Origin of the sequence: Sphingomonas lacunae (genome assembly GCF_012979535.1) — a bacterium.
Taxonomy (GTDB): Bacteria; Pseudomonadota; Alphaproteobacteria; order Sphingomonadales; family Sphingomonadaceae; genus Sphingopyxis; species Sphingopyxis lacunae.
Genome location: NZ_CP053015.1, coordinates 1738486 through 1763089 on the forward strand (window position 1 = coordinate 1738486; position 24604 = coordinate 1763089).

At 62.2% G+C, this 24604-nt stretch carries 28 protein-coding genes; 14 read left to right on the plus strand and 14 right to left on the minus strand.

Annotation, left to right across the window (positions count from 1 at the left end; translation table 11 throughout):
* Positions 1–89: 89 nt before the first annotated feature.
* Positions 90–1418, minus strand: coding sequence for a homoserine dehydrogenase (locus GV829_RS08370; RefSeq protein ID WP_169945741.1), 1329 nt, complete (start codon positions 1416–1418; stop codon positions 90–92).
* A 113-nt stretch (positions 1419–1531) separates the two neighbouring features.
* Positions 1532–2398 carry a hypothetical protein gene (locus GV829_RS08375; RefSeq protein ID WP_169945743.1) on the minus strand — a complete coding sequence of 289 codons (867 nt, stop codon included), beginning with the start codon at positions 2396–2398 and terminating at the stop codon, positions 1532–1534.
* A gap of 323 nt (positions 2399–2721) precedes the next feature.
* Between GV829_RS08375 and GV829_RS08380 the strand changes: the two genes are divergently transcribed.
* The 6 genes from GV829_RS08380 to GV829_RS08405 all read left to right on the plus strand — a co-directional run bounded on the left by GV829_RS08380 (position 2722) and on the right by GV829_RS08405 (position 7364).
* Entirely contained in the window at positions 2722–3348 is a 627-nt protein-coding gene (locus tag GV829_RS08380; RefSeq protein WP_343042806.1) for an energy transducer TonB, read from the plus strand.
* 78 nt (positions 3349–3426) lie between these two features.
* Complete coding sequence (locus GV829_RS08385) at positions 3427–4167, plus strand: MotA/TolQ/ExbB proton channel family protein (RefSeq protein ID WP_169945748.1); 741 nt, start codon at positions 3427–3429, stop codon at positions 4165–4167.
* Positions 4168–4321: 154 nt separating this feature from the next.
* A complete protein-coding gene (locus tag GV829_RS08390; RefSeq protein WP_169945750.1) occupies positions 4322–4819 on the plus strand; it encodes an ExbD/TolR family protein in 498 nt (165 codons plus the stop codon).
* 32 nt (positions 4820–4851) lie between these two features.
* Positions 4852–5283, plus strand: coding sequence for an ExbD/TolR family protein (locus tag GV829_RS08395; protein ID WP_169945752.1), 432 nt, complete (start codon positions 4852–4854; stop codon positions 5281–5283).
* Positions 5284–5434: 151 nt separating this feature from the next.
* Positions 5435–6748 carry a UDP-glucose dehydrogenase family protein gene (locus GV829_RS08400; RefSeq protein ID WP_169945754.1) on the plus strand — a complete coding sequence of 438 codons (1314 nt, stop codon included), beginning with the start codon at positions 5435–5437 and terminating at the stop codon, positions 6746–6748.
* Between the two features lie 97 nt (positions 6749–6845).
* A complete protein-coding gene (locus tag GV829_RS08405; protein ID WP_169945756.1) occupies positions 6846–7364 on the plus strand; it encodes a superoxide dismutase family protein in 519 nt (172 codons plus the stop codon).
* A gap of 60 nt (positions 7365–7424) precedes the next feature.
* On the opposite strand, the gene GV829_RS08410 is transcribed toward GV829_RS08405, so the two are convergent.
* Positions 7425–8981, minus strand: a complete 1557-nt coding sequence (locus tag GV829_RS08410) for a spinster family MFS transporter (protein ID WP_169945758.1) — start codon at positions 8979–8981, stop codon at positions 7425–7427.
* Between the two features lie 134 nt (positions 8982–9115).
* Between GV829_RS08410 and GV829_RS08415 the strand changes: the two genes are divergently transcribed.
* Positions 9116–9619, plus strand: a complete 504-nt coding sequence (locus GV829_RS08415) for a low molecular weight protein-tyrosine-phosphatase (RefSeq protein ID WP_169945760.1) — start codon at positions 9116–9118, stop codon at positions 9617–9619.
* A gap of 12 nt (positions 9620–9631) precedes the next feature.
* Here the strand turns inward: GV829_RS08415 and thpR are convergent, their stop codons facing one another.
* Positions 9632–10168 carry an RNA 2',3'-cyclic phosphodiesterase gene (gene thpR / locus GV829_RS08420; protein ID WP_169945763.1) on the minus strand — a complete coding sequence of 179 codons (537 nt, stop codon included), beginning with the start codon at positions 10166–10168 and terminating at the stop codon, positions 9632–9634.
* Between the two features lie 166 nt (positions 10169–10334).
* Between thpR and GV829_RS08425 the strand changes: the two genes are divergently transcribed.
* Entirely contained in the window at positions 10335–11072 is a 738-nt protein-coding gene (locus tag GV829_RS08425) for a Bax inhibitor-1/YccA family protein (protein ID WP_169945765.1), read from the plus strand.
* Between the two features lie 111 nt (positions 11073–11183).
* Here the strand turns inward: GV829_RS08425 and GV829_RS08430 are convergent, their stop codons facing one another.
* The 4 genes from GV829_RS08430 to GV829_RS08445 form a co-directional block, all read right to left on the minus strand.
* Complete coding sequence (locus tag GV829_RS08430; protein WP_169945767.1) at positions 11184–11372, minus strand: hypothetical protein; 189 nt, start codon at positions 11370–11372, stop codon at positions 11184–11186.
* A gap of 44 nt (positions 11373–11416) precedes the next feature.
* Positions 11417–12700 carry a UDP-N-acetylglucosamine 1-carboxyvinyltransferase gene (murA, locus tag GV829_RS08435; RefSeq protein WP_169945769.1) on the minus strand — a complete coding sequence of 428 codons (1284 nt, stop codon included), beginning with the start codon at positions 12698–12700 and terminating at the stop codon, positions 11417–11419.
* Positions 12701–12765: 65 nt separating this feature from the next.
* Positions 12766–13371, minus strand: coding sequence for a 2-hydroxychromene-2-carboxylate isomerase (locus tag GV829_RS08440; RefSeq protein WP_169945771.1), 606 nt, complete (start codon positions 13369–13371; stop codon positions 12766–12768).
* Positions 13365–14090, minus strand: a complete 726-nt coding sequence (locus GV829_RS08445; protein ID WP_169945773.1) for an SDR family oxidoreductase — start codon at positions 14088–14090, stop codon at positions 13365–13367. Before GV829_RS08445 ends, GV829_RS08440 begins: the two co-directional genes overlap by 7 nt.
* 102 nt (positions 14091–14192) lie before the next feature.
* On the opposite strand from GV829_RS08445, the gene GV829_RS08450 reads away from it, so the two are divergent.
* Complete coding sequence (locus GV829_RS08450; protein ID WP_169945775.1) at positions 14193–14726, plus strand: winged helix-turn-helix transcriptional regulator; 534 nt, start codon at positions 14193–14195, stop codon at positions 14724–14726.
* Between the two features lie 10 nt (positions 14727–14736).
* Positions 14737–15537, plus strand: a complete 801-nt coding sequence (locus GV829_RS08455; protein ID WP_169945777.1) for an energy transducer TonB — start codon at positions 14737–14739, stop codon at positions 15535–15537.
* Between the two features lie 24 nt (positions 15538–15561).
* Here the strand turns inward: GV829_RS08455 and clpS are convergent, their stop codons facing one another.
* From clpS to GV829_RS08475, 4 genes are all read right to left on the minus strand, one after another.
* Entirely contained in the window at positions 15562–15954 is a 393-nt protein-coding gene (gene clpS, locus GV829_RS08460) for an ATP-dependent Clp protease adapter ClpS (protein WP_169945779.1), read from the minus strand.
* A 253-nt stretch (positions 15955–16207) separates the two neighbouring features.
* The gene (locus GV829_RS08465) at positions 16208–16366 is read right to left on the minus strand and encodes a Flp family type IVb pilin (RefSeq protein ID WP_169948133.1); all 159 of its coding nucleotides are present in this window, start codon (positions 16364–16366) and stop codon (positions 16208–16210) included.
* A 344-nt stretch (positions 16367–16710) separates the two neighbouring features.
* The gene (locus GV829_RS08470) at positions 16711–17490 is read right to left on the minus strand and encodes a phasin family protein (protein ID WP_169945781.1); all 780 of its coding nucleotides are present in this window, start codon (positions 17488–17490) and stop codon (positions 16711–16713) included.
* 103 nt (positions 17491–17593) lie between these two features.
* Complete coding sequence (locus GV829_RS08475) at positions 17594–19447, minus strand: PHA/PHB synthase family protein (protein ID WP_169945783.1); 1854 nt, start codon at positions 19445–19447, stop codon at positions 17594–17596.
* Between the two features lie 99 nt (positions 19448–19546).
* Between GV829_RS08475 and nadC the strand changes: the two genes are divergently transcribed.
* The 3 genes from nadC to GV829_RS08490 all read left to right on the plus strand — a co-directional run bounded on the left by nadC (position 19547) and on the right by GV829_RS08490 (position 21485).
* Positions 19547–20410, plus strand: coding sequence for a carboxylating nicotinate-nucleotide diphosphorylase (gene nadC / locus GV829_RS08480; protein ID WP_169945785.1), 864 nt, complete (start codon positions 19547–19549; stop codon positions 20408–20410).
* Positions 20410–21132, plus strand: coding sequence for a ribonuclease T2 family protein (locus GV829_RS08485; protein WP_169945787.1), 723 nt, complete (start codon positions 20410–20412; stop codon positions 21130–21132). The genes nadC and GV829_RS08485 overlap by 1 nt, the downstream gene beginning before the upstream one ends.
* A 134-nt stretch (positions 21133–21266) precedes the next feature.
* The gene (locus GV829_RS08490) at positions 21267–21485 is read left to right on the plus strand and encodes a hypothetical protein (protein ID WP_169945789.1); all 219 of its coding nucleotides are present in this window, start codon (positions 21267–21269) and stop codon (positions 21483–21485) included.
* Positions 21486–21513: 28 nt separating this feature from the next.
* On the opposite strand, the gene GV829_RS08495 is transcribed toward GV829_RS08490, so the two are convergent.
* Positions 21514–22848 carry an MFS transporter gene (locus GV829_RS08495; protein ID WP_169945791.1) on the minus strand — a complete coding sequence of 445 codons (1335 nt, stop codon included), beginning with the start codon at positions 22846–22848 and terminating at the stop codon, positions 21514–21516.
* A gap of 168 nt (positions 22849–23016) precedes the next feature.
* Between GV829_RS08495 and pgsA the strand changes: the two genes are divergently transcribed.
* Positions 23017–23580: a CDP-diacylglycerol--glycerol-3-phosphate 3-phosphatidyltransferase gene (gene pgsA / locus GV829_RS08500; protein WP_169948135.1), complete on the plus strand. Its 564-nt coding sequence runs from the start codon at positions 23017–23019 to the stop codon at positions 23578–23580.
* 27 nt (positions 23581–23607) lie between these two features.
* Here the strand turns inward: pgsA and GV829_RS08505 are convergent, their stop codons facing one another.
* The gene (locus tag GV829_RS08505) at positions 23608–24513 is read right to left on the minus strand and encodes a hydrogen peroxide-inducible genes activator (RefSeq protein WP_169945793.1); all 906 of its coding nucleotides are present in this window, start codon (positions 24511–24513) and stop codon (positions 23608–23610) included.
* Positions 24514–24604: the final 91 nt, after the last annotated feature.

A 24604-nucleotide genomic window follows, 5' to 3' on the forward strand; every position in this document is an offset into this window, starting at 1 on the left:
GCACCGCTCTGCGAGCAGTTGGCCACCTTCATCGTCACAACAGGCTATGGCCCACTGGCGACCCGGTCAATCCGGACGAGAGTTGCCTCTCACAGATCAAGGATCGGCATCACCACCGGATCGCCCAGCAGGTTGGGCGATGCCGTCAACCGGCTGACCGCATCGGCAACAGCGCGCGCCTCCCCTTCATGCGTCACCATGGCGATGAGTGCCGCGCCATCCTGAGCACCGCGCTGGATGAAGCTTTCAACCGACACGCCGGCATCGCGCATGGCGGTGGCGATTTCTGCCAGCACGCCGGTACGATCGGCAACGATCAGCCGGACATAGCTTTTGCCGCTGCGCCCACCCGAGTCCGCCACCGGCAGGGCCTCCAGCGTCTCAACTGCCATCGCAAAGGCCGGTCCATATTCATTGCGCGCCACGTCGATGAGGTCGGCCACCACCGCCGAAGCGGTCGGCCCGTCGCCGGCGCCTGCGCCTTCAAAGAACAGGCGCCCGACGAAATTGCCTTCGGCCACCACCGCGTTGAGCGATCCGGGCACATAACCCAGTGGGTGCTCGGCCGGGACGAGGCAGGGCTGGACGCACTGGTAAAGGCCATCCTCGCCTTGCTCGGCCATGCCAATCAGCCGGACGCGATAGCCCAGCGTCTCGGCTTCGCGGATGTCGGCTGCAGTGATGGCGCGGATGCCGCGGGTCGTCACATTGCCGAAATCGAGCCGCGAGCCAAAGCACATGGCCGCAAGGATCGACAGCTTGTGGCCGGCATCGACGCCATCGACATCAAAACTCGGGTCTGCCTCGGCATAGCCCTTGGCCTGTGCTTCGGTGAGCACATCGGCAAAGTCCCGTCCTTCGGCCTCCATCTTGGTCAGGATGAAATTGCAGGTGCCGTTGAGAATGCCATATACGCGGGTGATACGATTGGCCGATGCGCCCTCGCGCAGCGCCTTGATGACTGGAATTCCGCCAGCCACCGCCGCCTCGAATTTCAGGGGTATGTCGCTGGAATCGGCGATAGTGGCCAGTTCCATGCCATGATGGGCGATCATCGCCTTGTTGGCGGTAACGAACGGCTTGCCGCGCTTCAGCGTGTTGCGAGCCAGGGTCAGGGCCGGGCCATCGGACCCGCCGATCACTTCGACCACCGCATCCACATCGGCCAGCGCCGCAAGATCGTCCATGTCATCTTCCCAGCGATAGGGGCTGAGGTCGATGCCGCGATCCTTGTTCCTGTCGCGTGCCGAAACCGCCACCACCTCTATCGGGCGCCCGGCCCGGCGGGTGATGAGGTCGCGATTTTCTTCCAGCAGGCGAATGACTCCCGCCCCCACCGTCCCCAATCCTGCCACGGCGATTCGCAGCGGCGGCCGTTCACTTGCCGCCTGGTCGTGGATGGTCGCGCTGTTTGGCATTGGTCTGATTCCCCGGCGGGCACAGGGCCGGTCAGCCTGGTGCCTTCAATGTGTCGCCGCGCCCCTAGCGGTTCATGCTCGCCAAGTCATCCCGTCTGGCAACAGTGCGCGGTTCAGCGGCGTGGCGTCATGGCCGGTGGCGGTGCGGGCGGTGTCCGGTCACACGCCCCGACAGAGCGGACGACCAGTGCGTAGTCCGCCACTGTTGTGGCAATGTCCGCGCTGGCCAGGCCGTCAATCGCGTTGCGCGGAAGGCTGGCCGGCAAGCCACAGGCCAGCCGGTACCAGCCCAATGTCCGCCGAGCCGGCTGCCCCGCCGATTCGTCGACGATCTCGCCAAAGGCGACGCCCCAGCGCGGCGACTGCCCGGGTCGGCGAAGAATGCTGAGGGACACCGGATTGCCGCTGTCTGTTCCCAGGAAAATCTGCGTTTCACTCTCTCCGGCGATCGTCCCCGGAACATGGAATGCCTGCGCAACACCGGTGATCCGCGGCGGCACCTCGCCGCGCGCCAGTTCGTTGGCAATCGTTCGAGCGGTCGCGTCACGCCCCGCGTCCCAGGCCAGCTGCGCATTGGGCGCGACCAGCCGTATCTGGGTCGGCAGGTCGACAGGACGCGCAAATAGCAGCACCCGCTGGCGGTTGAGCCTTGGCGGACGACCATCCGCCTGCCGGGGTACGTCCACCAGATAGGCAAAGCGACGGGCCACCGGATTGCGCCCATAGATAACGGTGCCGACCTCCGCTTCAACATAGAGGCGCACCAGCTGGGGCGGAACATTGGGCGCCCGCGCCGCCTCCACTTCGCGCGTGCGGCGGATGGTCGCGTCGATGATGGTCGCCGATTCGACTGCATGATCTGCGACATCGGCATAGCTGCTTGGCGGGGGAATCACGGGCGCTGACGTGACTGTCCGGCCGCTGGCCACGCTTTGGGCCGTGGCTGGCGCTGTCAGGGCGAGTAACCCGAAAACACTCATTCGAATCAGGGTGACGCAGGGGAAACCAGCCAACATCAATATCCTCCGGACCAGACACGCCGCCGTCATATGGGGGGTGGTCATATGCCACGCCACATTTACCGTGGATAAATGGTTTGCGCCACGCGTAGCGTCGCGATAGTTAGCCGAGTCGAAGCGAAGGCAAGAGAGTTTCGGCCCATTGGGGCCACGGCGCAACCCAATGCTGGAGGGCGGGTTGCACGGCAGAAATGGAAACCGGGCCGGGTCACAGCAACTGCTAGGTTAGTGAGGAGCGTTGTTTTTGAATGGCATATGGAGATTCAGTCGATCCGAAAAGTAGGGTGATATCGATCGTACTGGTCGGTACTATCACCTTCTTGCTCGGATGGTTGCTCGTCAGCGGCTTGGCGATTAATGTCGTCAAGAAAGTGGCGGAAAAGCTGGACGTTATCGATGTGGCCGAGGAAGTCCCGGTCGAAGAGCCGCCGCCTCCCCCGCCGCCGCCGGACCAGCCCCTGCCACCGCCTCCCGTGGTGGTTCCGCCCAGCCCGCTGCCCAGCGTCAGCACGAACGTGGTGCGCGACACGGTTCCTACGCCGCCGCCGCCACAGCCGCCGACGCCTGTGTACACGCCGCCTCCGGTTGCCGCTCCGCCGGCCACGCCGGATCGTTCGCGCGCTGCACGCCCTCGTGGTCGTGAAGCCGAATGGGTGACGACCGATGATTATCCGTCGTCAGCGATTCGCGAAGAAGCCGAAGGTGTCACTGGCACGCGGCTCACCGTCGGGGCTGATGGCCGCGTCACGGGGTGTGAAGTGGTTTCGTCGAGCGGCAACGCCGCCCTCGATCAGGCTGCCTGCCGCAACCTTCAGCGTCGCGGCCGGTTCGAGCCCGCGCTTGATCGTGATGGCAACCCGACCGCCACCACCTACAACAAGCGTGTGCGTTGGCAGCTGCCAGACAATTGATATTCAAGCATCAACCTGCCTCGCGTCGGTGCAAGGACCACGCCAGGGCATTTCAAAGTTCGAGAGGGAAGTAGCAACATGATTAACATGACTTTCGCGCAGGCCGCCGGTGGAGCTGGCCAGTATGGTTTCGTCGAAGCGATGAAGCAGGGTGGCCCCGTTGCTTGGGCAACGCTCGCCATCATGATCCTGATGTTCGTCGGCTCGCTGTACATCCTGTTCACCAAGCTGTTCGAGCAGAACAAGATCATGAAGCAGGGCCGTGACATGGCTGCCACCTTCTGGCGTGCGCCGAGCCTCGCTGAAGGCGCTGCCAAGCTCGAAAAGAACAGTGCCTATCGCCAGATCGTCGAAGACGGCCTGCGCGCCCAGGCTGACCACGGCAAGCTGAGCGATCCCGTCGAGGCCCATGACTGGATGCACGGCACAATGGAGCGTTCGCAGAACCAGATCAATTCGGTTCTCTCGGGCGGCCTGTCGTTCCTTGCTACCGTCGGCGCCACTGCTCCGTTCGTTGGTCTGTTCGGCACCGTTTGGGGCATTCTGAACGCCCTGCTCAAGATCGCCCAGTCGGGTGACCCGTCGATCACCGTCGTTGCCGGCCCGGTCGGTGAAGCCCTTATCATGACCGCCATCGGTCTCGTCGTCGCCGTTCCGGCCGTTATGGCCTACAACTGGTTGCAGGCCCGCAACAAGCAGATCGCCCGTGACCTTGGCACCTTCGCCAACGACGTTCTCGGCAACATCATGTCGGGTGGTGCGGTTCGTCCGGCCGTGACCACTGCGGCTCCCGCTGCTGCTCCGGCAAAGAAGGCCTGAGTCAGGCGGACCATTCCGCCACTGAGCTGAGCGGCGCCGAGATTGCCAAGGCATTTCGGCGCCGGTTCATCCGGCCAGCAGGCGGTGCTGCCGTTGTAACGATCTCGCCAGACAGGGCCTTCGGGCCGGTCTGGCCGGAAACGGGAATAAAGATATGGCAATGAGTGTAGGGGGTGACCCCACCGAAGTGGAGGCAATGTCGGAAATCAACACCACGCCGCTCGTCGACGTGATGCTGGTTCTTCTGATCATCTTCCTCATCACAATTCCGGTGGCGCTGAAAACGGTTCCGATCACCCTGCCGGACGTCGCCTTTGAGCCGACGACGACCAAGAAAGAAAATGTCCTGCTGACGATCCGCGGGAACCCGGCCAATCCCACCCAGTGCGAAGTCTATTGGGGCAATGTCCCGGTGACGTCCGAACAATTGCTGGACCGTGGCCGTTCGGCTCTCGAAAAGCTGATCGAGGATATTGGCGGACAGGAAAACATCACCGAGGAAAACTTCCCCGAGGTGCACATCCGTGGTGACGTGAACACGCCGTACAAGTGCATCGGTGGCGCAATTTACACCATGCAGTTCGCCGGCTTCCAGAAGGTCGGGTTCATCTCTGAACCGGCTCCTGGTTCCGCCATTGTCGACCGTCTGTGATCGGCAGCGACGCATAAAGAAAGGATTGTCTCATGGCTATCAGCATGGGAGGCGGTGGGGCTGACGCCCCGATGGGAGACATGAACACGACGCCGCTGATCGACGTCATGCTCGTTCTGCTCATCATGTTCATTATCACCCTGCCGATCCAGACACACGCGGTGAAGATCGACCTTCCGGTTCCGCCGGAAAACCCGATTGACGACCCCATCAAGCCGGACGTCAACAAGGTGTTCATCGCCGATTCGGGCGTCATCATGTGGAATGGTGCGCCGGTCAACACGACGCAGCTGGCCGATTATCTGGAGCGGACCAAGGACATTGAGCCGACTCCGGAACTGCAACTCGAACCGCACCCCAACGCACGTTATGTCATTGTTGACAATGTGCTGGCGGTGATCAAGCGCAGCGGGGTCTCGGGCCTCGGCTTTGTCGGTAACGAACGCTACGCCCGCGAGTTTTGATACGGGAGTCAACTGGCGATTAACCTGTTGGGTGCCATGGGGCGCTTGATCGGAACTGCCAATGAATTTAGGCGGGGCTGCGAGATGATCGCGGCCCCGCTTGCTTATGGGGTCAGGTCAAGGGACCGCTCAGCAAAAGGGATTACGCGCGATGAAGATTGCCATGATTGGCACAGGCTATGTCGGCCTCGTCTCCGGGACCTGCTTTGCTGATTTTGGCCATCAGGTCATCTGCGTTGACAAGGATCAGGGCAAGATTGATGCGCTGCTGTCAGGGCGGATGCCAATCTATGAGCCGGGCCTGGAATCGCTTGTCGCCAGCAATGTGGCTGCCGGTCGCCTCAGCTTCACCACCAGCCTTGCCGAAGGCATTGCAGGGGTCGATGCCATCTTCATCGCGGTTGGTACGCCCTCACGCCGAGGCGATGGTCATGCCGATCTCAGCTACGTCTATGCTGCCGCCAGGGAAATAGGCGAGCATCTTACCCATGACTGTGTCGTTGTGACAAAATCGACAGTGCCGGTCGGCACGGGGGACGAGGTGGAGCGCATCATCGCCGAAGTCAGCGGTGGCAAGCATGTGCCGGTCGTCTCCAACCCCGAATTCCTGCGCGAAGGCGCCGCCATCGGCGATTTCAAACGCCCGGACCGCATCGTCATCGGCACCGAGGATGAGCATGCCCGCGCAGTCATGCGTGAGGTTTACCGACCGCTGTTCCTCAACGAGGCGCCGATCCTGTTCACTGCTCGTCGAACCGCCGAACTGACCAAATATGCTGCGAACGCCTTCCTGGCGACCAAGATCACCTTCATTAACGAAATCGCCGACCTGTGCGAAGTCGTCGGCGCCGACGTGCGCGATGTCGCGCGCGGAATCGGCCTCGACAATCGCATCGGCAGCAAGTTTCTCCACGCCGGTCCCGGCTATGGGGGGTCCTGCTTCCCCAAGGATACGGTGGCCCTCCTCAAGACGGCGCAGGACAATGCCGTACCCCAGCGGATTGTCGAGGCGGTCGTTTCGGTCAATGACAATCGCAAGCGCGCCATGGGCCGCAAGGTGATCAACGCCATGGGCGGTTCGGTCCGCGGCAAGCGTGTCGCCATACTCGGCCTTACCTTCAAGCCCAATACCGATGACATGCGCGACGCCCCGTCGATCGCCATAGTCCAGGCCCTGCTCGATGCCGGTGCCACCGTCGTCGCCACCGATCCCGAGGGGATGGAGGCTGCCGCGCCGATGATGCCCGACGTGACCATGGTGGACAGCGCCTATGCTGCTGCCGAAGGGGCTGACGCGGTGGTCATCGTTACCGAATGGGATGCCTTTCGGGCATTGGACCTCGGCCGCTTGGCCAGTCTGGTCAACGATCGCGTCCTTGTCGATTTGCGCAACATCTATCGCCGGGACGAAGTGGAACGCGCCGGCTTTGTCCATCACAGCGTCGGCCTTCCCGATCGCGCCTGATCGGACAGCGCAATCCCTTGATCGAAATTTTCCGGAACCACTGCCTGGTTTATCTCGCTAGGGTGAGGGCATTCAGCCATCCAGCCGGGAGATTCTCATGCGTTATGCCGCTCCAACCCTGATCCTCGCCGCCTTGACCCTCGCCGGTTGTGCGACCACCGGGCCTGTCGTGCCCGCGCCGTTGGCGACTGGCACGCTTGCCCGCGCAGATGGCAGCGCTGTTGGCATGATCAGCGTCACACCCATGGCCGGGCACATGCATGTGCACATGCGCGTTTCCGGTTTTGCGCCCGGCACCTATGGCACGCATCTCCACACCACGGGTCTGTGCGAAGGGCCTGCGTTCACCTCGGCTGGCGGTCATCTCAATCCGGGCGGCGCGCAGCATGGCCGCCTCAATCCCGCCGGCGCGCATATGGGTGACTTGCCCAATCTGGTGATTGGTGCCGATGGGACCGGAACGCTTGATTATATGGCGAATGTCACTGCGGAGGCGCTGTTCGATGCAGACGGTACGGCTGCGATCATTCATGCCGTCGCCGACGACGAGCGGACCGACCCCACCGGCAACAGCGGTGCCCGCATCATATGCGCTGTTCTCAATCGCGCAGGCTGAATTGACGTCTGATCAACGGTACCATGGGGCGGGCAAAATCCCGCCCCATTCCTTTGGCCATTATTCGCCAGCGCGCTCGTTGATCGTCGCTTCAGCCTTTGGCACCGCCCGCCATGCATAGATCAGCAGCGCGAGCGACACCGGGACCACCGCGATCAGCGACAGCGCACCGATCCTGAGACTGCCCGAGACGTCCGAAATAAGGCCCACCATATAGGGACCGAACGACAGGCCTACGAGCGTCGTGCCCAGGAAGAAGGCTGCCGTGGCCGTTCCGCGCATCCGTGGCAGGACCAGATCCTGTGTGGTGGCCGCCGAAGCGCCGAGTGCGGTTGCGCCAAACATGCCGGCAATGAAGTTCATCACGTAAAACACCGTGCCGCTATCGGTGTTGAACGCGATCCAGATTGGCACCACTGGTGCCACAATGCCGAACATCGCCACCAGCAATCGTCCGGCGGGATGCCGTGCGCGCAGGGCGTCGGCAACACGCCCGCCGATAATCACGCCAAGGAAGCCCGACAAGGCCCCTGTCGAGCCCAACCAGAAGGCCAGTTCCTGCTTGGGCAGGCCCAGCACCGTTTCGGCATAGGGCGCACCCCAGAAGCTGAGCGCATAGGCGGTGAGCGAGATCAGGCCATAGCCCAGCGTGGTGCAAATGAATGCGGGCGTGCCCCAGATCAGGCGGAATGTCGCAGGATCCTTGGCACGCAGTGTCGATGCCCAGCTGAACACGGCATAATAGCCCAAACCGACGGCCGACCATTGCGGCACATTGCCGGTCACGCCAATCATGAACCAGGCAAATCCGGCAAAGGCCGCTGCCGCGCCGATGTTGATCACCAGCGCGGCCGTTCCACGTTGTGCCGCGCCGATCAGGGTGAAGGGCGGAACAATGGTCGACAGGTCATAGAGGAAGTTGCGGAACGGTGTGGCAGATACAGTCGTCGCCACGCCGTCCATCGCGCCGCGCTTTGGTTCACGCAGGGTTGCTACCCACAGGGCGACGGCAATACCTGGCAAACCGACCGCCAGAAATGCCGCCTGCCAGCCGACCAGACCCATCGGGCCGCCATCCGGATAGGCCGCATTCCACGCTTCGACAATCGAGGCACCGATAAGCAGCGACACCCCGCCACCCAGATAGAGGCCGGAGGAATAAATGGCGAGCGCCGTCGCACGCTGCTTCTTGGGGAAATAGTCGGAAATCAGCGAATAGGCCGTCGGGCTGGCGGTTGCCTCTCCAATCCCAACGCCCATGCGGGCGAGGGTGAGGGTCAGCTGATTATAGGCAAAACCCGATAGCGCGGTCATGCCAGACCACAGAGCCAGACCGATCGAGAGAAGCCGTACCCGGCTCCAGTTGTCGGCCAACCGGCCGAGCGGAATACCGAACAGAGCATAGAAAACCGCAAAGGCCGCCCCGCCGAGGAACCCCATGTCCTGATCGGTCAGGCCCAGGTCGCGTTTGATGTCGACGGCAAGGATGCTGACAATCTGTCGGTCGATGAAGTTGAGGATATAAACAACGACCAGAACGGTCAGCACATACCAGCTGTAGCTGCTCGCCTTTTGCGGTGCGGACGATGTCTCGCCCGGCGCCTTGCTCTCCTCCATGCACTGCTCCTCTTTCATCTTGGCTCCCCGTGGCAACAGGGTTAGCAAGGACTGGGGATGACGCAACCTGAACCGCTTTTCAACTTCACAAATCGGCTACAGCCAAAACAGTTGGGAAAATGGGATTCGCACAGATGACTGACGCTGCGGAAAGCAGGACGCACGGCTCTGCGGCGCGGCCCGCGCTGCTGTTTGTCTGTCTCGGCAACATCTGCCGTTCTCCGTTGGCCGAACTGGCGATGCGGGTCGAAACGGCGCGGCTGGGACTCGATTGGCACATTGATTCGGCTGGCACGGGTGATTGGCACATAGGCAATCCCCCTGATCCGCGCGCGCGCGCCGAGGCCCGGCGTCAAGGCCATGGCATTGATCATTACCGGGCGCGCCAGATCAGCACGGACGATTTTTACCGGTTCACCCACATCATCGCCCTTGATGCTCAAAATCTGGCGGATGTCCGGGCGATGGCACCGCCGGCGGCTCCGGCGCAGGTGTCGCTCTTTCTCAATCATGTGCCCGGACGCGAAGGGGAGGGGGTATTCGACCCCTATCATGGTGATGCCACCGCCTTTGCCGAAACCTGGGCCGATGTCAGCACGGGTGCCGCTCATATCCTTGCTGCTCTGCTTCGGGGCTGACAACCGCGACCGTCAGCCCTGCAGCGGATACTCGGCCAACAGATCATAAGCGGAGCCACTCCGGCCCATCCGGCTCTCATAAAGGCCGAATCGATCGACGTTGTGTGGCTCGCTGGTCAGGTCGGCCCACTGGCCCAGAAAGCCATCAACCGGTCCGCTTGCCGCATTGAGCCGCGCCACGGTGATATGTGGCACAAAGGCTCTCTCCTCGACAGGCAGCCCGGCCTCTCGCCCCGCGCGACTGACCTTCTTCGCCAGTTGTTCCAACGCCTCCCTGGGATCGGCTCCGATCCACAGGCTGTGCACCCGGCCGCGACTGGCAAAGCTGCCGGCTCCCTTCAGCCTCAATGCCACCGGCGGCGCGCTGATCATTGCCAGCATGGCGTCCAGCGCTTCAGCGGCTGGTTCATCGACATCCCCCATGAAGGCCAGCGTCAGGTGCAACTGAGCATCATTCTGCCAGCGCGCGCCGCTGACCATACCCATCGTATTGATCAGCGCGCGCCGTAACGGCAGCGGTGGTTCAAGGGCGACAAACAGACGCTTCATGGCCAAGCTGACGCTGCTGCGGGGGGAAAGTGCATCATTGATGCGATAGTGGGATGATCCCCCCTTGCCATCAAGCCGGTTTCACTTGAAAATAACCCTTGGTCGCACAATATTGCGGCGTAAGGCAGCGCCTATGGTGGCGTGCCCAGAATGGAGAAGAAATATCATGGCGAATTGGTCCGACCCCCGGGGCCAGGCCACGGCCTACGGCACGACCGGTACGATCGACACTGCAACCGATGCGGGTCTGCGGTCCTATATGCTCAGGGTTTACAACACCATGGCATCGGGCGTGCTGCTCAGCGGCATTGTCGCCATGGCATTCTCGCAGACGGACTTTGCCCAGGCAATGGCGGCCGGACAGGGCGGCGCGCTGTCGTGGATCATCATCCTCGCACCTCTGGCATTTGTCATGGTGCTGAGCTTTGGAATCAACCGCTTGTCGACTGCTGCCGCCCAGGCCCTGTTCTGGACCTTCGCGACGGTTATGGGTCTGTCGATGTCGACCCTGCTGATCCGCTTTACGGGCGAATCAGTGGCGACCGCCTTTTTCGCGACCACGGCGGCCTTCATCGGCCTCAGCCTGTTCGGTTACACCACCAAGCGTAACCTGTCGGGCTTCGGCACTTTCCTGGTGATGGGCGTTGTCGGCATCCTCGTGGCGATGCTGCTCAACATGTTCATCTTCCAGTCGAGCGCCATGGCGCTGGTCATCAGCATTCTTGGCGTACTGATCTTCGCCGGCCTGACCGCCTATGACACCCAGATGATCAAGGAAACCTATTATCAGGTCCGCGGAACCGACTTTGTCGGCAAGGCTGTGATCATGGGTGCGCTCAACCTGTATCTGGACTTCGTCAACATGTTCCAGTTTCTGTTGAGCATTATCGGCAATCGCGAATAACCGGTCACGGCGAGGCAGCCGTCCGGAAACAAGGCCCCGGCGGAGCGATCCGCCGGGGCTTTTGTCTTGATGGATCAGGGAAGCAACGAGCCGCCAGAAGGAGCGGACATCTCAGTTGCGCGAAGACCAGGTGACCAGCAGCGACAGAACCGCTTTGCCAATGCCCAGCGTCGCCTCGATGCGATGCGGTGACGGGTCGGTCATATCGTGGGTCTGCACGGCAATGCGACCGCTCGGGCCGGCCACGCATGCAACAGCAACCAATGCGGCAACAGCGATCATGATGCGGCGGCGGACCATGTGGTCAGGATAGCGCGCTGCACCGGGCAGGGCGAGAGGGAAAATTAGCCGAGATTGACCCGCTCGATATCCGCGCCGACCGCCGCCAGCTTCTCCTCGAGCCGCTCATAGCCGCGGTCGAGGTGATAGATGCGGCTGACAGTCGTCTCGCCTTGGGCGGCGAGGCCGGCGATGATCAGGCTCATGGAGGCGCGCAGATCGGTCGCCATGACGGGCGCACCCACCAGCCTGTCGACACCGCGGACCACAGCGCTGCGGCCCGAGACCTGGATGTCGGCCCCCATGCGCGCCAGTTCGGGGACGTGCATGTAGCGGTTCTCGAAAATTGTCTCGGTCAGCACGCTGACGCCGTCGGCCAGTGCCAGCATCGCCATGAATTGCGCCTGCATGTCGGTGGCAAAGCCGGGGTAGGGCGCGGTGGACAGGGTGATGCCCTTGGGCCGCCCCTCATGCGCCACCTTGATACCGCCGGCATAGGGGGTGACGGTCGCACCTGCCTCGACCAGCGCGTCAATCGTCGCCTGCATCTCCTCGGCATTTGCGCCAACCAAATCCACCTCGCCGCCGGTCGCCATTACCGCGCAGGCATAGCTGCCGGCTTCAATGCGGTCCGACATGACTCGATAGGTCGCGCCATGCAGCCGGTCGACGCCCTCGATGGTCAACGTCTCGGTGCCGATGCCGTCAATCTTGACGCCCATCGCCACGAGGCAGTTGCACAGGTCGATGATCTCGGGTTCGCGGGCGGCATTGCCGATGATGCAGGTGCCCTTGGCACGGCTGGCCGCCATCAGCGCATTTTCAGTCGCGCCGACCGACACCACAGGGAAATTGATCCGCCCGCCGGGCAGGCGCCCGCCCGGCGCCTTGGCCTTCACATAGCCCGACGACATTTCCATTTCCGCACCGAATGCTTCGAGCGCCTTCAGGTGGAGGTCAATCGGGCGGTTGCCGATGGCACAGCCGCCGGGGAGCGACACCGATGCCTCGCCCGTGCGGGCCAGCAGCGGGCCGAGCACGAGGATCGAGGCGCGCATCTTGCGGACGATGTCATAGGGCGCGATGGTCGCCGTGATCGTCGTCGCCCGCGCCGTCATCACCCGGCCGAAATCCTCAGGGCGGCTACCCTCGATGGTCGTCGAACAGCCGAGCTGGTTGAGCAGATGCCCGAACCCGTCAATGTCGGCAAGGCGCGGCAGGTTCCTGAGCGTCAGCGGCTCATCAGTCAGCAGCGCACAGGGAAGCAGCGTCAGCGCGCTGTTCTTGGCACCGGAAATGGGAATGCGACCGTTGAGGCGATTGCCGCCGCGAATGACAATTTGATCCATGGACAGCGGTGATAGCGGCGTAATGACCGCGAGGGAAGATGCGCATGGCTATGCCGCGCGTTTGCTCACCCCGCCAGCGCTTCCTCCACCTGACCCAGCCGTTCCTTGCCAAAGAACAGCTCGTCGCCGACGAAGAAGCTCGGGATGCCGAATACGCCGCGGGCCACCGCGTTTTCCGTGTTGGCGACCAGCTTGGCCTTGATGCCATCCTCCTGCGTCCGGGCGAGCAGGGCAGGGCCGTCAAAGCCGTTGGCCGAGAGGAAGGTCGCGATTACCTCGGGATCGTCCATCTTGAGCCCATCCTCCCACATCGCCCGAAGCACCGTTTCGACATAGGGCAGGAGTTGCCCTTCATCCTCGGCGACCATCGCGCCGCGCATGATCGTCAGCGTATTGATCGGGAAGTGCGGGTTCATCTTGAACGCGGACAGACAGTGCTTGCTGATAAACCGCATCATTTCCAGCCGCTCATAGGCCATTTTCGCAGGTGCTTCGGCATATTGGACGAACGGCGGCTTGTTGCCCGTCGCCTTGAAGATGCCGCCGAGCAAGGCAGGGGTGATTTTGAGCTGCGCGCCAGTGCGTTCTAGGATCGGTGACAAAACCTTGAGCGCCAGATAGGCATTCGGGCTGCCGAAATCGAAGATGAATTCAAGTGTCTTGCTCACCATGTCTCTCCCCACGGCCGCAAATCCAGCTCGTGCGTCCAGGCGGAGCGCGGCTGGTTGTGCAGCATCACATAATTGGCAGCGATGGCCTCGGGCGACAGGATCAGGTCCTTCGCCTTGGCCGCGTCAAAATCCGGGTGCCGCTGCCGGATGAAATCTGTGTCGATCGCCCCGTCGATCACGACATGGGCGACGTGCACGCCCTCGGGGCCCAGTTCGCGCGCCATCGATTGCGCCAGCATGCGCAAGGCCGCCTTGGCGCCTGAAAAGGCGGCAAAGCCCTTGCCGCCGCGCAGGCTCGCGGTCGCGCCAGTGAAGAGGATCGTGCCGCTTCCGCGCGGGACCATGCGCCGCGCCGCCTCGCGCCCCATCAGAAAGCCGGACAGGCAGGCCATCTCCCACACCTTTGAATAGACGCGGGTCGTCATATCGCGGATCGGAAAATTGACGTTGGCGCCAATGTTGAACACCGCGACTTCGACCGGCCCGACCTCGGCTTCGACCGTGTCGAACAGGGCGATCATCTCTTCCTCGATCCGGGCATCGGCCGGAAAGGCCCGCGCCTGATGCCCGGCATCGCGGATTGATTGCGCCAGCGTCTCCAGCGCATCGGCATTGCGCGCTCGCCGGTTGACACAGGCGCTCAGTCCTTGCGCCGCAAAGGCCCGCGCAATCGCTCCGCCGGTGGCATCGCCCGCGCCAATAATCACTGCTGCGCCCATGCCCGCGCTCCGTTTGGCGTCGAGTCGCCTGTTGCTGTCATTAAGTGACTATGATAATCATAGTTATGTTCCGCAACCCCTTTTTGGCTTGAGACTCTGGCCATGCCGCGCACCGTTCCGCTACCCAGCCTGTGTCCCATCGCCCGGTCGGCGACGCTGCTGGGCGACCGGGCTGTGCTCCTGATCCTGCGTGAGCTGTTTTTCGGCGTGCGCCGTTTTGATGCGATCCAGCGCAATACCGGCCTGACCCCGCAAATGGTCAGCGCGCGGCTGCGCCAACTGGAAAAGCAGGGGGTGATTGAACGCCATCCCTATCAGGTGCACCCGGTTCGCCATGACCATTGGCTGACACCGGCGGGACAGGATCTGTTCTCTGTCCTTTATGCCATGCGCAACTGGTCCGAGCGCTGGGGCTTTCCCGCCTTGGACCAGGGCCCACAGCGCGATCTCGCCATCCGCTACACCCATCGCACTTGCGGCCATGATGTCGGCCTCGAAACCATCTGCCCCGGCTGCGGTGAGGAACTGCGCTACGGCAGTCTCGTCGGTCAGCCGAGTGAGGCGCTTGCGCGCGAACGGGCATCGCTCGGCGGCATGCCCTTGCGCAGCATGGACAGCGCAGCCACCACCGATTAGCACGGCCTGCATGACCATGCTTATTGCCGCGCTACTCGCCGCTGCCACGCTGCAACCAACCGAACCGCCACCTGTCATGGTGTCGACCACAAACGCGCCGCACTCCTGCCCGCCAGCGGTTCTGGGCCGGACTGAAGATGGCGCTGAACTGCAAATCTCGATGGAACAGTATAGCAGCTATTCGGGACCCTTTATCGTCCTGCACCTCAACCGCACCCCCGCGGAGTTTCGCACCACCCTGATTCGAATCGGCAGCCGCAATTTTGCCGATGGCGTACCGCTGACGTCGCCAGCTATCGGGGCCATCAACGCGCAGGCTGGCCAGACCATGCGTCTGCGGAGACCAGGGCTTGAGGCTTTGGGTTCAGCGACCATGGTGCATCTCGTCGATCGGGATACCGCGAGGCTGACATTCCCTGTCGATCGCGATGCAGTTTCGTCATTGCGCACCTGTGTCGATGCGTTCCCGCCGAGCAGCAGTGAAATGCCCGACGACGCACTGTCCAACGGCTTTTACTATGTTCAGTTGCCGCCCAACCGCCCGGTCGGAACCGGCAGGATCCCGCGGCTGACCTATCCGATCACGGCGCTGCGGGAGGATCGGGAGGGGGATACGCTGGTGCACGTCATCGTCCTGCCCAACGGTACCGCTGTCGATTGCAGCATTGTCAGCAGCAGCGGCTGGCCCGATCTCGATCAGGCTGCGTGTGACGCGACCCGCCGGATCCGCTTCCGCGTCGCCACTGACGCTAACGCTGAGCCTGTCCAGGCAACGGCGCACATTCCCTTTGCCTGGCGTATTAACAGTTGAGCGCCATCAGGGCGCAACTCAACGTCACGCCTTTTCCAGCGCGCATTGCAGGGGGTGCTGGTGGCTGCGGGCGCAATCCATCACTTGTTGTACCTTGGTCTCCGCCACTTCGAGTGTGAAGACACCGCACACGCCGACGCCGCGCTGGTGGACGTGCAGCATCACCCGCGTCGCCTGTTCGATGTCCATGCGGAAAAAACGCTGGAGCACCATCACGACAAATTCCATCGGGGTATAATCGTCGTTGAGCATCAACACCTTGTACAACGACGGCTTCTTGGTCGCGGTGCGAGTTCGGGTAACAACGCCGACCGATGGGCCGCCATTGCCGCCATCATCATCGTTGCCGTCAGCTGGGCCGGCAGCACGAATGAGCAAGGCGCTCAAAACTGGGTTCAATGCATCGGATTCCAACATGAGGCCTAGATAGGGGATGCCCCCCTGCCATGGCAAGGCATTGGCTGGTATGGCCAGGGTCAATTGTGGATCATGGGGTAAAGCAAAACCCGTCCCCGCACTTAGGCGGAGACGGGTCAGTGCCTTGCTGGACTGCCGGAATGACCAGGTTGCCGGCGTGGTCTTGCAAGGAGAAGCGGGTATTTGCGACCTTTATCAGGCGGGCCCTTTCATCCGGGCTCTTGAATGGTCCGGACGCAACCGGAAGGGCGGATCAGAGGCTGGTTGAAGCGTTGTCAAAAGAACCAGCGACGCCGCTGCCCAGCGCATCCATAGCCGTGATGCAGGCCACGGCGATGAGGGCGGCGATCAGGCCATATTCAATGGCGGTTGCACCCTTTGCGTTACGAAACAGGGATTTGAGGATCGACATGGCAGTCACCTTGTAATTCATTGCACCATCTTCCCCATGGGCTTTGAACTAGGGCCGGATGCTTACCAGATGGTAAATTGGCTGGATTTTATGACGCTAATTCAATGACTAAAGTTGCCAATATGGCATGGAAAGCTGTCATTTTGGTGAATCTTGCGGGGCGCGCCGACCGCACATGGAAAACCCGCCCCTGCTCGGGGCAGGGGCGGGTCCATCATGCGACAGGGGCAGTGCTGGAGGAGGGAGAGAGGAGCCCGCCCCCGGTCGCAGAGCTCGATCCGCTACGGCTTGCCGTAGGGGAAGGAAACCAAACCGCTACGGCTTTCCGTAGGGGGAAGGCGTGATTACGCGGCCGACTTCAGCTTCGACACCGCGAGAGCGATGCGGTTCGAGATCGGCTGGAACGCATCGTTGGCCATCTTGACGCTGAGTTCGGTGGTCTTCGAACCCTGCTTGACGAAGGTGTCAAACGCGGTCTTGGTCAGTTCGGTCTGCAACTGGAAGAAGTCAGCCGGAGTCTTGATCTCGGCATAGCGCTTGGCGGCAGCGGTCGTGTCAGCGAACGACTGCTTGGCATAAGCGGCCAGGTCCTTGGCGATTTCTTCGCCACCCTTGGCAGCGATCTTGCCGGCTTCAACCATCGCTTCGAGATTGCCCTTCGAAAATTCGACGGCTTCCTTGGCCATTTCCTGACCCTTGGTGGCGGCATCCTTGGCGCGCTCCTGGGCTTCGGCAAACAGCTTTTCGCCGCGAACCTTGGCTTCTTCGGTCAGCTTGGTAGCTTCGGCGGTGAACTTTTCAGTGGCTTCGGTCAGCATGGTCTGTCCTTTGCGGGCATAGGTGGCGGCAGCTTCAGCAGCAGCGGCGACCGAGGGGATGGTCTTGGCGGCGGCCTTGGGGGCTGCGGCCTTCTTCTTTGAAACGGTGGCGGTCTTCGCGACCTTGGCAGCCTTCGGGGCAATAGCCTTCTTGGCCGGCGATGTCTTCTTGGCGACCTTGGCCACGACCGGCTTCACAGCCTTGGCAGCAGCCTTCTTGGCTACCGGGGCAGCGGCAGGTGCTTCGACCGCAGCCGGAGCAGCGGCGGTGGTTTCGACAGCGGTGTCTTCGATACGGGTGGCCATGGGGCAACTCCAAAAATCTCTTGTTGCAGTGCACAATAATGAGTGCGCCTGCGAATTGCAAGAGATTTTTGTGCACTGCACAAAACTGTGCGAGTGGCGCGGTTCAGCGCGCCTTCACATAACGGCCCGGCGCGTCCTCGATGGCCTTCAGCTTGCCCTTGCCGGGAAGTCGCGCGCCCTTGGTCGGCACTTTTGCGCCGTCCTGTGCCGCGATCCACTGGATCCAGTCGGGCCACCAGCTGCCCTTGACCTCGCGCGCACCGGCGATGAATTCGTCGAGCGATGCGCACTCCTCCTCATTGATCCAATGCTGATATTTGCCCGCTGATGGCGGGTTGACCACGCCGGCAATATGGCCCGACCCGGCGAGCAGGAAGCGTTTTGGCCCACTGAACTGGTCCATGATTTTCCACACGCTCGGCGCGGGAGCGATATGGTCCTCGCGGCCCGCTTGCACATAGGTCGGGGTCTTGACCTTGGTCAGGTCGATCGGCGTGCCCTCGACATGGATTGATCCCGGCACCACCAGCCGGTTGTCGCGATAGAGGTCGGTGAGATAGCTCTTGTGCCACTTGGCCGGCAGGTTGGTCGTGTCGCCATTCCAGTAGAGCAGGTCGAACGGGGGATAATCCTCGCCCATCAGATAATTGTTGACGACATAGTTCCAGATCAGGTCGCGGCCGCGCAAGGCATTGAACGTCGCCGCCATATAGCGTCCGTCAAGATAGCCGGGGGCGGAAAGCTGTTCAAGCAAGGCCAGTTGCTGGTCATCGACCATCAGATTGAGGTCGCCCGCCTCGCTGAAATCGACCTGCGCGGTAAAGAAGGTCGCGCTCTTCACCTTGTCGGCTTCACCATGGGCGGTCAGCAGCGCCAGCGTCGCCGCCAGCGTCGTGCCCGCGACGCAATAGCCGATGGTATGGGTCGATTTGACCCCCAGCAACTGCGTCACCGTTGCGATCGCATCAATCTGCGCGGCGATATAATCGTCCCAGATGACATCCTTCATGCTCTCGTCGGCCGACTTCCAGGAGACGATGAACACGCTCAGCCCCTGTTCGACAGCCCAGCGGATGAAGCTTTTTTCCGGATTGAGGTCGAGGATGTAAAAGCGGTTGATCCACGGCGGGAAGATCAGCAGCGGCGTTTCGAAAACCTCTTCGGTGGTCGGCGCATAGTGGATCAGCTGATACATCGGTGTCTCGTGGATCACCTTGCCCGGCGTCGTGGCGATGTTGACGCCCAGCTCGAACTTGCTTTCGTCAACGTGGGTCAGCTGGCCCTTTTTCAGGTCAGCCAGCATATGTTCCAGCCCCTTGACCAGATTTTCGCCGCGCGTCTCCATTGTCCGCTTGAGCACGGCGGGATTGGTCAGGGCAAAGTTGGACGGGCTCATGGCGTCGACCAGATTGGCGGTGGCAAAGCGCATCTGCGCCTTGGTCTTCGGGTCCACGCCATCGACCCCGTCCGCTGCGGCGAGCAGCTTTTCGGAAATCAGCGCATAGCTTTGCCGGATGAAGGCGAACAGCGGATGCTCAGTCCATTCGGGCGCGGCAAAGCGGCGGTCCTTCGCCGCGCCAGCCTTGGGCTCGGGCATTTGTCCGGTCGCCAGACTCTGCCACATGTCGACGCTTTCCTGCCAGAAACTGGTGGTCGCGGCGAGGAAGGGGTTGTTGAGCGGATCGGCCAGCTTGGGGTCCATCGCCGGCACGGATGCCAGCGTCTGTGGCATTCTCCCGAACATGTCGGCTGACGCGCCGGCCCATTGTGACGGGTCCATCCATTTGGCCAGCATCGTCTGATTCATCTGCTGCCCGGCCTCGGACAGGGCAAATTCCATCAGCAATTGCTGCGCGCGACCCATGATCTGGGTCCAGTGCTGGAAATCTTCGAGGGTCGGTGTTGGCCCGACGCCAAATGGAGCGCCAAAGGGATTGCTGCTGTCGCTGTCGCTCATTGTCCGCCCGTCAAAGTTGCATCCGCTGCGGACCATCCTAGCTGCCTTGTCCCGCATGGCAACTTGCATCCTGCTTGCGGCGGGGATAGCCCGGCTGTCATGACCAGCGACACACCCTTCTCGCTCCCCGGCTTTGACCTCGACGCCTTTGTCAGCAGCACATTGGCAGAGGATATGGGGGAGGGCGGAGACATCACCTCCAACGCCGTCATCCCGGCCGACGCGCGCTTTGCCAGCGTGATGGACAGCCGCGATGCCATCACCGTCGCCGGCTTGCCCATCGCTGTCGCCTTTTTCCGCCGCCTTGACCCTGCCTGTGAGATCGACGTGCTGGTGGAAGAAGGGCAGAGCGTGCCCAAGGGCACCGACCTGATGCGTATCCGCGGCAACGCCCGCGCCATCCTCACCGCCGAACGCTCGGCGCTCAACACGGTGCAGCATCTCTCCGGCATCGCCACCATGACCCGTGCCTATGTCGATGCCATGGCCGGGACCGGAGCGATCCTGCTCGACACGCGCAAGACCATTCCCGGCCTGCGCGTGCTGGAGAAATATGCCACCCGCATGGGCGGCGCGACCAATCACCGGATGCGGCTCGACGATGCTGCAATGATCAAGGACAATCATGTCGCCGTCGCTGGCGGCGTCGAGGAAGCGGTGCGCCGGGCAAAGGCGGCGGGCATCGCCCGCATCATCCTCGAGGTTGACCGCCTGTCGCAGATCGAATCCGGCCTTGCCGCCGGGGCGACGCACCTGTTGCTCGACAATATGGACGTGCCGACATTGCGCGAAGCCGTCGCCATCGTGGCAGGCCGCGTGCCGACCGAGGCGTCGGGCGGGGTCAATCTCGACACCATCCGTGACAAGGCTGCGACCGGCGTTACCTATGTCTCGGTCGGTCGGCTGACGCAGAGCGCGCCTGCCGCCGACATCGGCCTTGATCATGTCGAGGCCGGCGGCTGATGCGTGCTGCGGTCGCCACGCTGGCGCTGCTCGCTGCCTCGTTGCCGGCCGTTGCCGAGGCTCAGGCCATCGCCTGCGCCATGCCCGCCGACTTTGCCATGCCGCGCGTCGCCCGGCTTGATCCCGCGGAGGTGCGTCGCACGCCCGTGACCCGCTATACACTCAGCTACAGCTGGTCGCCGCAGCATTGCTTTGAACAGCAGCGGCGCGGGCAGGACGGGGATGACGCGCTGCAATGCGGCGGGCGGGCCGGGCGCTTCGGCTTTGTCCTGCATGGCCTGTGGCCCGAAACCAATGGCCGCGACTGGCCGCAATATTGCCGCCGACCGACTGCGGCCAGCCGAGCCACCTTGCGCCGCCACCTGTGCATGACGCCGTCGCCCGATCTGCTCCAGCATGAATGGGAACGCCACGGCACCTGCATGGCGACAACGCCTGAGGCCTATTTCGACCAGGCCGCCGCGCTGCATCGTAACGTCCGCTTTCCTGACATGGCGGCGCTCGCCAATCGCCGCGATCTGACCGTGGGGGATCTGCGCCGCGCCTTTTCCGCCGCCAACATCCGCATCCCGGTCGATGCCATTGCCGTCACCCGGACTCGAGGCGGCTGGCTTGATGAAGTGCGGCTCTGCCTCAACATCCGCTTCCGCGCGATCCGTTGTGCGCCAACGTCGCGTGGCGCACCTGACGGGCAATCGCTGCGCATCTCTCCGCTGCGTTAAGCAGAAAAGCCGGGCCCGGCCCGACACTTGCCCCGATTAACCACGAAAGTCGGCCTTGTCCCTCGCTGGGACGGATACGCCGTTAACCCAGTTTACCTGTTTCCAAAGAGGTTAAGCTGCGTTTAACCAACTGCATGGCTACAGACCTCGAACGCCTCTTTGGCATCACCGAAAAGCACAAGCGCCCGCTGATGCAGCAGGCTGACATGCTCCTGCCCGATGCGCCGACCGGGCGGGAGATTCGCGGACGGATTGCCTATAAGCGTGAACCGTTCATCAAGCAGCGCGATCTGCTCGATGCCTCGTTCAGCTTCCTCTTGACCTTCGTCGGCGCGATGATGTTCCTGATCTGAGGTCGGTCACCCACGCCGTCCGCCTGCATCAGCGCACGGGCGTGACCTCCGGGTCATCCGGGCATGGCACTTCTTCGCAAGCACGGTGCAACCGTTGCGCGATCCAGGCGGATATCAGGCATCCCGCCGCAATCAGGAACAGCGTGTCGGCGATGCTGATGCCCACGGCAGCCATGGCGCCATAGGCGAGTGCGCCGATTACCATCGCGCCCGAATTGACGATGTTGTTCGCCGCCACCGTCCGCGACGTTTCCGACTTGCTCACGGTCGTCGTGAGAAAGGCGTATAGCGGCACGACGAACATGCCACCCGCCACGGCTATACCCAACAGCGCCACCAGGATCATGTCGCCGCGGCGGATCGCCAGAAACTCGCGCCAGTTGAGCAGCGTGTCGCCATCGAGCGGCGAATCGGGAACATGCACCCATCCTTTGACGATCCACCACAGCATCAGCACAAACGCGGCCATCGCCAGCACCGAGACCGGGGAATATTTCGCCGAGACCTTGCCCTTCAGGATCATGTTGATGATGACTGATCCGGTCGCGACACCGACAGAGAAAATGGCGGTGAACATCGTTGCCACCGTATTGTCCCCGCCCAAGGCATTCTTGACCATCGGCGGGAATTGCGCCGCCAGCACCGCACCGATCGCCCAGAAAAAGCTGATGCACATGATGGCAAGGAAGAGGCGACGGACATGCATTGTGTCGGAAACCAGTCGCCAGCTTGAACGGAATATGTTCCAGTCGACCTTGCTGTCCGGCGCATCGGCCTCTGCGGGGGCGGGAGGGACGAACTGGGCGGTGATGCGACCAACAACCGCCACGACGATCACCCCGATGGCGGCGGTGTGCGGATCAACGATACCGCCGGCAATGGTTCCGGTCAGGATGGCCAGATAGGTGCCCGCTTCGACCAGGCCGGTGCCGGCCAGCACATCGTCATCCGCCAGATGCTGCGGCAAAATGCCATATTTGATTGGTCCGAAAAATGTCGAGTGGACGCCCATCGCGAACAGGGCGAGAAACATCAACGGGATGTTCTGGATCCATATGCCTGTCGCGCCGACCAGCATGATGCCGATTTCGGCGGTCTTGATCAGCCGGATCATCCGCGTCTTGTCGGTCGAATCGGCCAACCGTCCGGCAATCGCCGACAACAGGAAAAAGGGCAGGATGAAAATCGCCCCGGCCAGCGCGTTATAGTAGGCTTCTTCCTGTTCGCCCCCTTCAAGGATGACATAGGTGGCGAGCATGACCATCGCCATCTTGAAGAAATTGTCGTTGAACGCGTTGAGGAACTGGGTGGCGAACAGGGGCAGGAATTGCCGCTGCCGCATCAGCCGGGCCGAACCTTGCATGGGTGTGAAATGCTCCCTCTACCCTTTGTATGGCCACTGGGCCCCAGGGCATGACCGGCGCTTTACTATGCTGCCGGGTGGCTGTGGTCAAAATTCTTTTCCTTCCCCGGCCCGCATTGACTAAAAGGGGTGCGGTTTCATCGTCTGCCAGCCCTGATCGGTCCGCCCTTGCTCAGTCTGCCCAATCTTCTGACCCTGTCCCGCATATTGGCGGTCCCCATCCTCGTGGCCTTTTTGTGGTTCGACAAATGGACCACTGGCTGGCTGGTCGGCTTTGTCCTTTATTCGCTGATGGGCATCACCGATTATTTCGATGGCTATCTCGCCCGGGCCCAGGGGACCGTGTCGAAGCTGGGACAGTTCCTTGATCCTATCGCCGACAAGATACTCGTTGCGGCAGTCATCCTGCTGCTGGTGGCAACCAAACATGAACCGGCCTCGATCCAGGGCATTCACATCATCGCCGCTCTGATCATCCTCTTGCGGGAAATCGCGGTGTCAGGCTTGCGCGAATTTCTTGCCGGCATTGCCGTATCGGTGCCGGTCAGCAAACTTGCCAAGTGGAAGACGACTTTCCAGATGGTCGCCCTTGGCGCCCTGATTCTGGCGGGTGGGCTGCCGCAATTCCTGTTCATCAAACAGGTCGGCATCATCAGCCTGTGGGCGGCGGCAGCGCTGACTTTGGTTACTGGCTGGGATTATCTGCGCGTCGGCCTCAAACATATGGATTGACCAACCCTCGTCGGCGCGGCGCCGGGTTCAGCTGCGCCAATGCGCCTTCAAAATGTCGGCCAGCATGCGGAATTCTTTTTCCCGCGGCGAATTGCGCCGCCACACCAGCGCGATCGTGCGGCTGTCATGGTCGGTGTCGAGGCCGCGTGTCACGATGTTCGTCTGGTTCAACAGGCCCGCTGCCACCGCCATTTGCGGCAGCATGGTGACGCCCAGCCCATTGTCGACCATCTGCACCAATGTGTGCAACGACGTGCCCAGCATCCGCGCACCGGCGCGCAGATCGGGCCGGTTGCACGCGGCCAGCGCATGGTCCTTCAGGCAATGGCCATCTTCCAGCAGTAACAGTCTGGCCGGGTCGATGCTGCCCGGCACCACCCTGGCGGGATAATGGGATACATCGTCGCCCGGTATCGCCAGCAACAATGTGTCCTCGAACAATTCGGCATGGTCCACGTCCCCGCAGGCATAGGGCAGCGCCAACAGGACGCAGTCGACGAGGCCATGGTGCAGGGAATCACAGGCCGAGCCGCTGGTTTCTTCGCGCAGGAACAGTTTCAGCTCGGGCCGTTCCTTGCGCAGCTGGGGCAACAGGGCCGGCAACAGGAACGGCGCAATCGTCGGGATCACGCTCATCCGCAATTCGCCAGCCAGCGGTGTGCCAGCTGCCGCCGCCAGTTCGGCCAGTTCCTCCGCCTCGCGCAGCACGCGGTGGGCTTGTGCGACGATCCGGTCGCCCAAGGCGGTAAAGCGGACCACCCGGCGCGTCCGTTCCACCAGCATGATGCCCAATAGCGATTCCAGCTCGCGGATGCCGGCTGATAACGTCGATTGCGTCACATAACAGGCCTCTGCGGCCTTGCCGAAATGCTCATGTTCGGCCAGCGCAACGAGGTATTGCAGCTGCTTCAACGTCGGCAGATAGGTCTGCATGGCTGCCTCGATTTAGAGTTTCTGTCGATGAAACTGGTGACTTTAATCGAAATTGTCTCTCTAAGGGTGCTTGTCAAGGTGTGCGGGCATG

Bases quoted from the DNA above. Each gene is read 5' to 3' on its own strand.
- thpR (WP_169945763.1), bottom strand. From the start codon at position 10,168: ATGAAGCGTCTGTTTGTCGCCCTTGAACCACCGCTGCCGTTACGGCGC.
- GV829_RS08385 (WP_169945748.1), top strand. From the start codon at position 3,427: ATGATTAACATGACTTTCGCGCAGGCCGCCGGTGGAGCTGGCCAGTAT.
- GV829_RS08485 (WP_169945787.1), top strand. From the start codon at position 20,410: ATGCGTGCTGCGGTCGCCACGCTGGCGCTGCTCGCTGCCTCGTTGCCG.
- GV829_RS08470 (WP_169945781.1), bottom strand. From the start codon at position 17,490: ATGGCCACCCGTATCGAAGACACCGCTGTCGAAACCACCGCCGCTGCT.
- GV829_RS08505 (WP_169945793.1), bottom strand. From the start codon at position 24,513: ATGCAGACCTATCTGCCGACGTTGAAGCAGCTGCAATACCTCGTTGCG.
- GV829_RS08440 (WP_169945771.1), bottom strand. From the start codon at position 13,371: ATGGTGAGCAAGACACTTGAATTCATCTTCGATTTCGGCAGCCCGAAT.
- nadC (WP_169945785.1), top strand. From the start codon at position 19,547: ATGACCAGCGACACACCCTTCTCGCTCCCCGGCTTTGACCTCGACGCC.
- GV829_RS08390 (WP_169945750.1), top strand. From the start codon at position 4,322: ATGGCAATGAGTGTAGGGGGTGACCCCACCGAAGTGGAGGCAATGTCG.
- GV829_RS08490 (WP_169945789.1), top strand. From the start codon at position 21,267: ATGGCTACAGACCTCGAACGCCTCTTTGGCATCACCGAAAAGCACAAG.
- GV829_RS08450 (WP_169945775.1), top strand. From the start codon at position 14,193: ATGCCGCGCACCGTTCCGCTACCCAGCCTGTGTCCCATCGCCCGGTCG.
- GV829_RS08375 (WP_169945743.1), bottom strand. From the start codon at position 2,398: ATGAGTGTTTTCGGGTTACTCGCCCTGACAGCGCCAGCCACGGCCCAA.
- GV829_RS08415 (WP_169945760.1), top strand. From the start codon at position 9,116: ATGACTGACGCTGCGGAAAGCAGGACGCACGGCTCTGCGGCGCGGCCC.
- clpS (WP_169945779.1), bottom strand. From the start codon at position 15,954: ATGTTGGAATCCGATGCATTGAACCCAGTTTTGAGCGCCTTGCTCATT.
- murA (WP_169945769.1), bottom strand. From the start codon at position 12,700: ATGGATCAAATTGTCATTCGCGGCGGCAATCGCCTCAACGGTCGCATT.
- GV829_RS08410 (WP_169945758.1), bottom strand. From the start codon at position 8,981: ATGGAGGAGAGCAAGGCGCCGGGCGAGACATCGTCCGCACCGCAAAAG.
- GV829_RS08455 (WP_169945777.1), top strand. From the start codon at position 14,737: ATGACCATGCTTATTGCCGCGCTACTCGCCGCTGCCACGCTGCAACCA.
- GV829_RS08445 (WP_169945773.1), bottom strand. From the start codon at position 14,090: ATGGGCGCAGCAGTGATTATTGGCGCGGGCGATGCCACCGGCGGAGCG.
- GV829_RS08495 (WP_169945791.1), bottom strand. From the start codon at position 22,848: ATGCAAGGTTCGGCCCGGCTGATGCGGCAGCGGCAATTCCTGCCCCTG.
- GV829_RS08425 (WP_169945765.1), top strand. From the start codon at position 10,335: ATGGCGAATTGGTCCGACCCCCGGGGCCAGGCCACGGCCTACGGCACG.
- GV829_RS08465 (WP_169948133.1), bottom strand. From the start codon at position 16,366: ATGTCGATCCTCAAATCCCTGTTTCGTAACGCAAAGGGTGCAACCGCC.
- GV829_RS08405 (WP_169945756.1), top strand. From the start codon at position 6,846: ATGCGTTATGCCGCTCCAACCCTGATCCTCGCCGCCTTGACCCTCGCC.
- GV829_RS08395 (WP_169945752.1), top strand. From the start codon at position 4,852: ATGGCTATCAGCATGGGAGGCGGTGGGGCTGACGCCCCGATGGGAGAC.
- GV829_RS08475 (WP_169945783.1), bottom strand. From the start codon at position 19,447: ATGAGCGACAGCGACAGCAGCAATCCCTTTGGCGCTCCATTTGGCGTC.
- GV829_RS08370 (WP_169945741.1), bottom strand. From the start codon at position 1,418: ATGCCAAACAGCGCGACCATCCACGACCAGGCGGCAAGTGAACGGCCG.
- GV829_RS08400 (WP_169945754.1), top strand. From the start codon at position 5,435: ATGAAGATTGCCATGATTGGCACAGGCTATGTCGGCCTCGTCTCCGGG.
- GV829_RS08430 (WP_169945767.1), bottom strand. From the start codon at position 11,372: ATGGTCCGCCGCCGCATCATGATCGCTGTTGCCGCATTGGTTGCTGTT.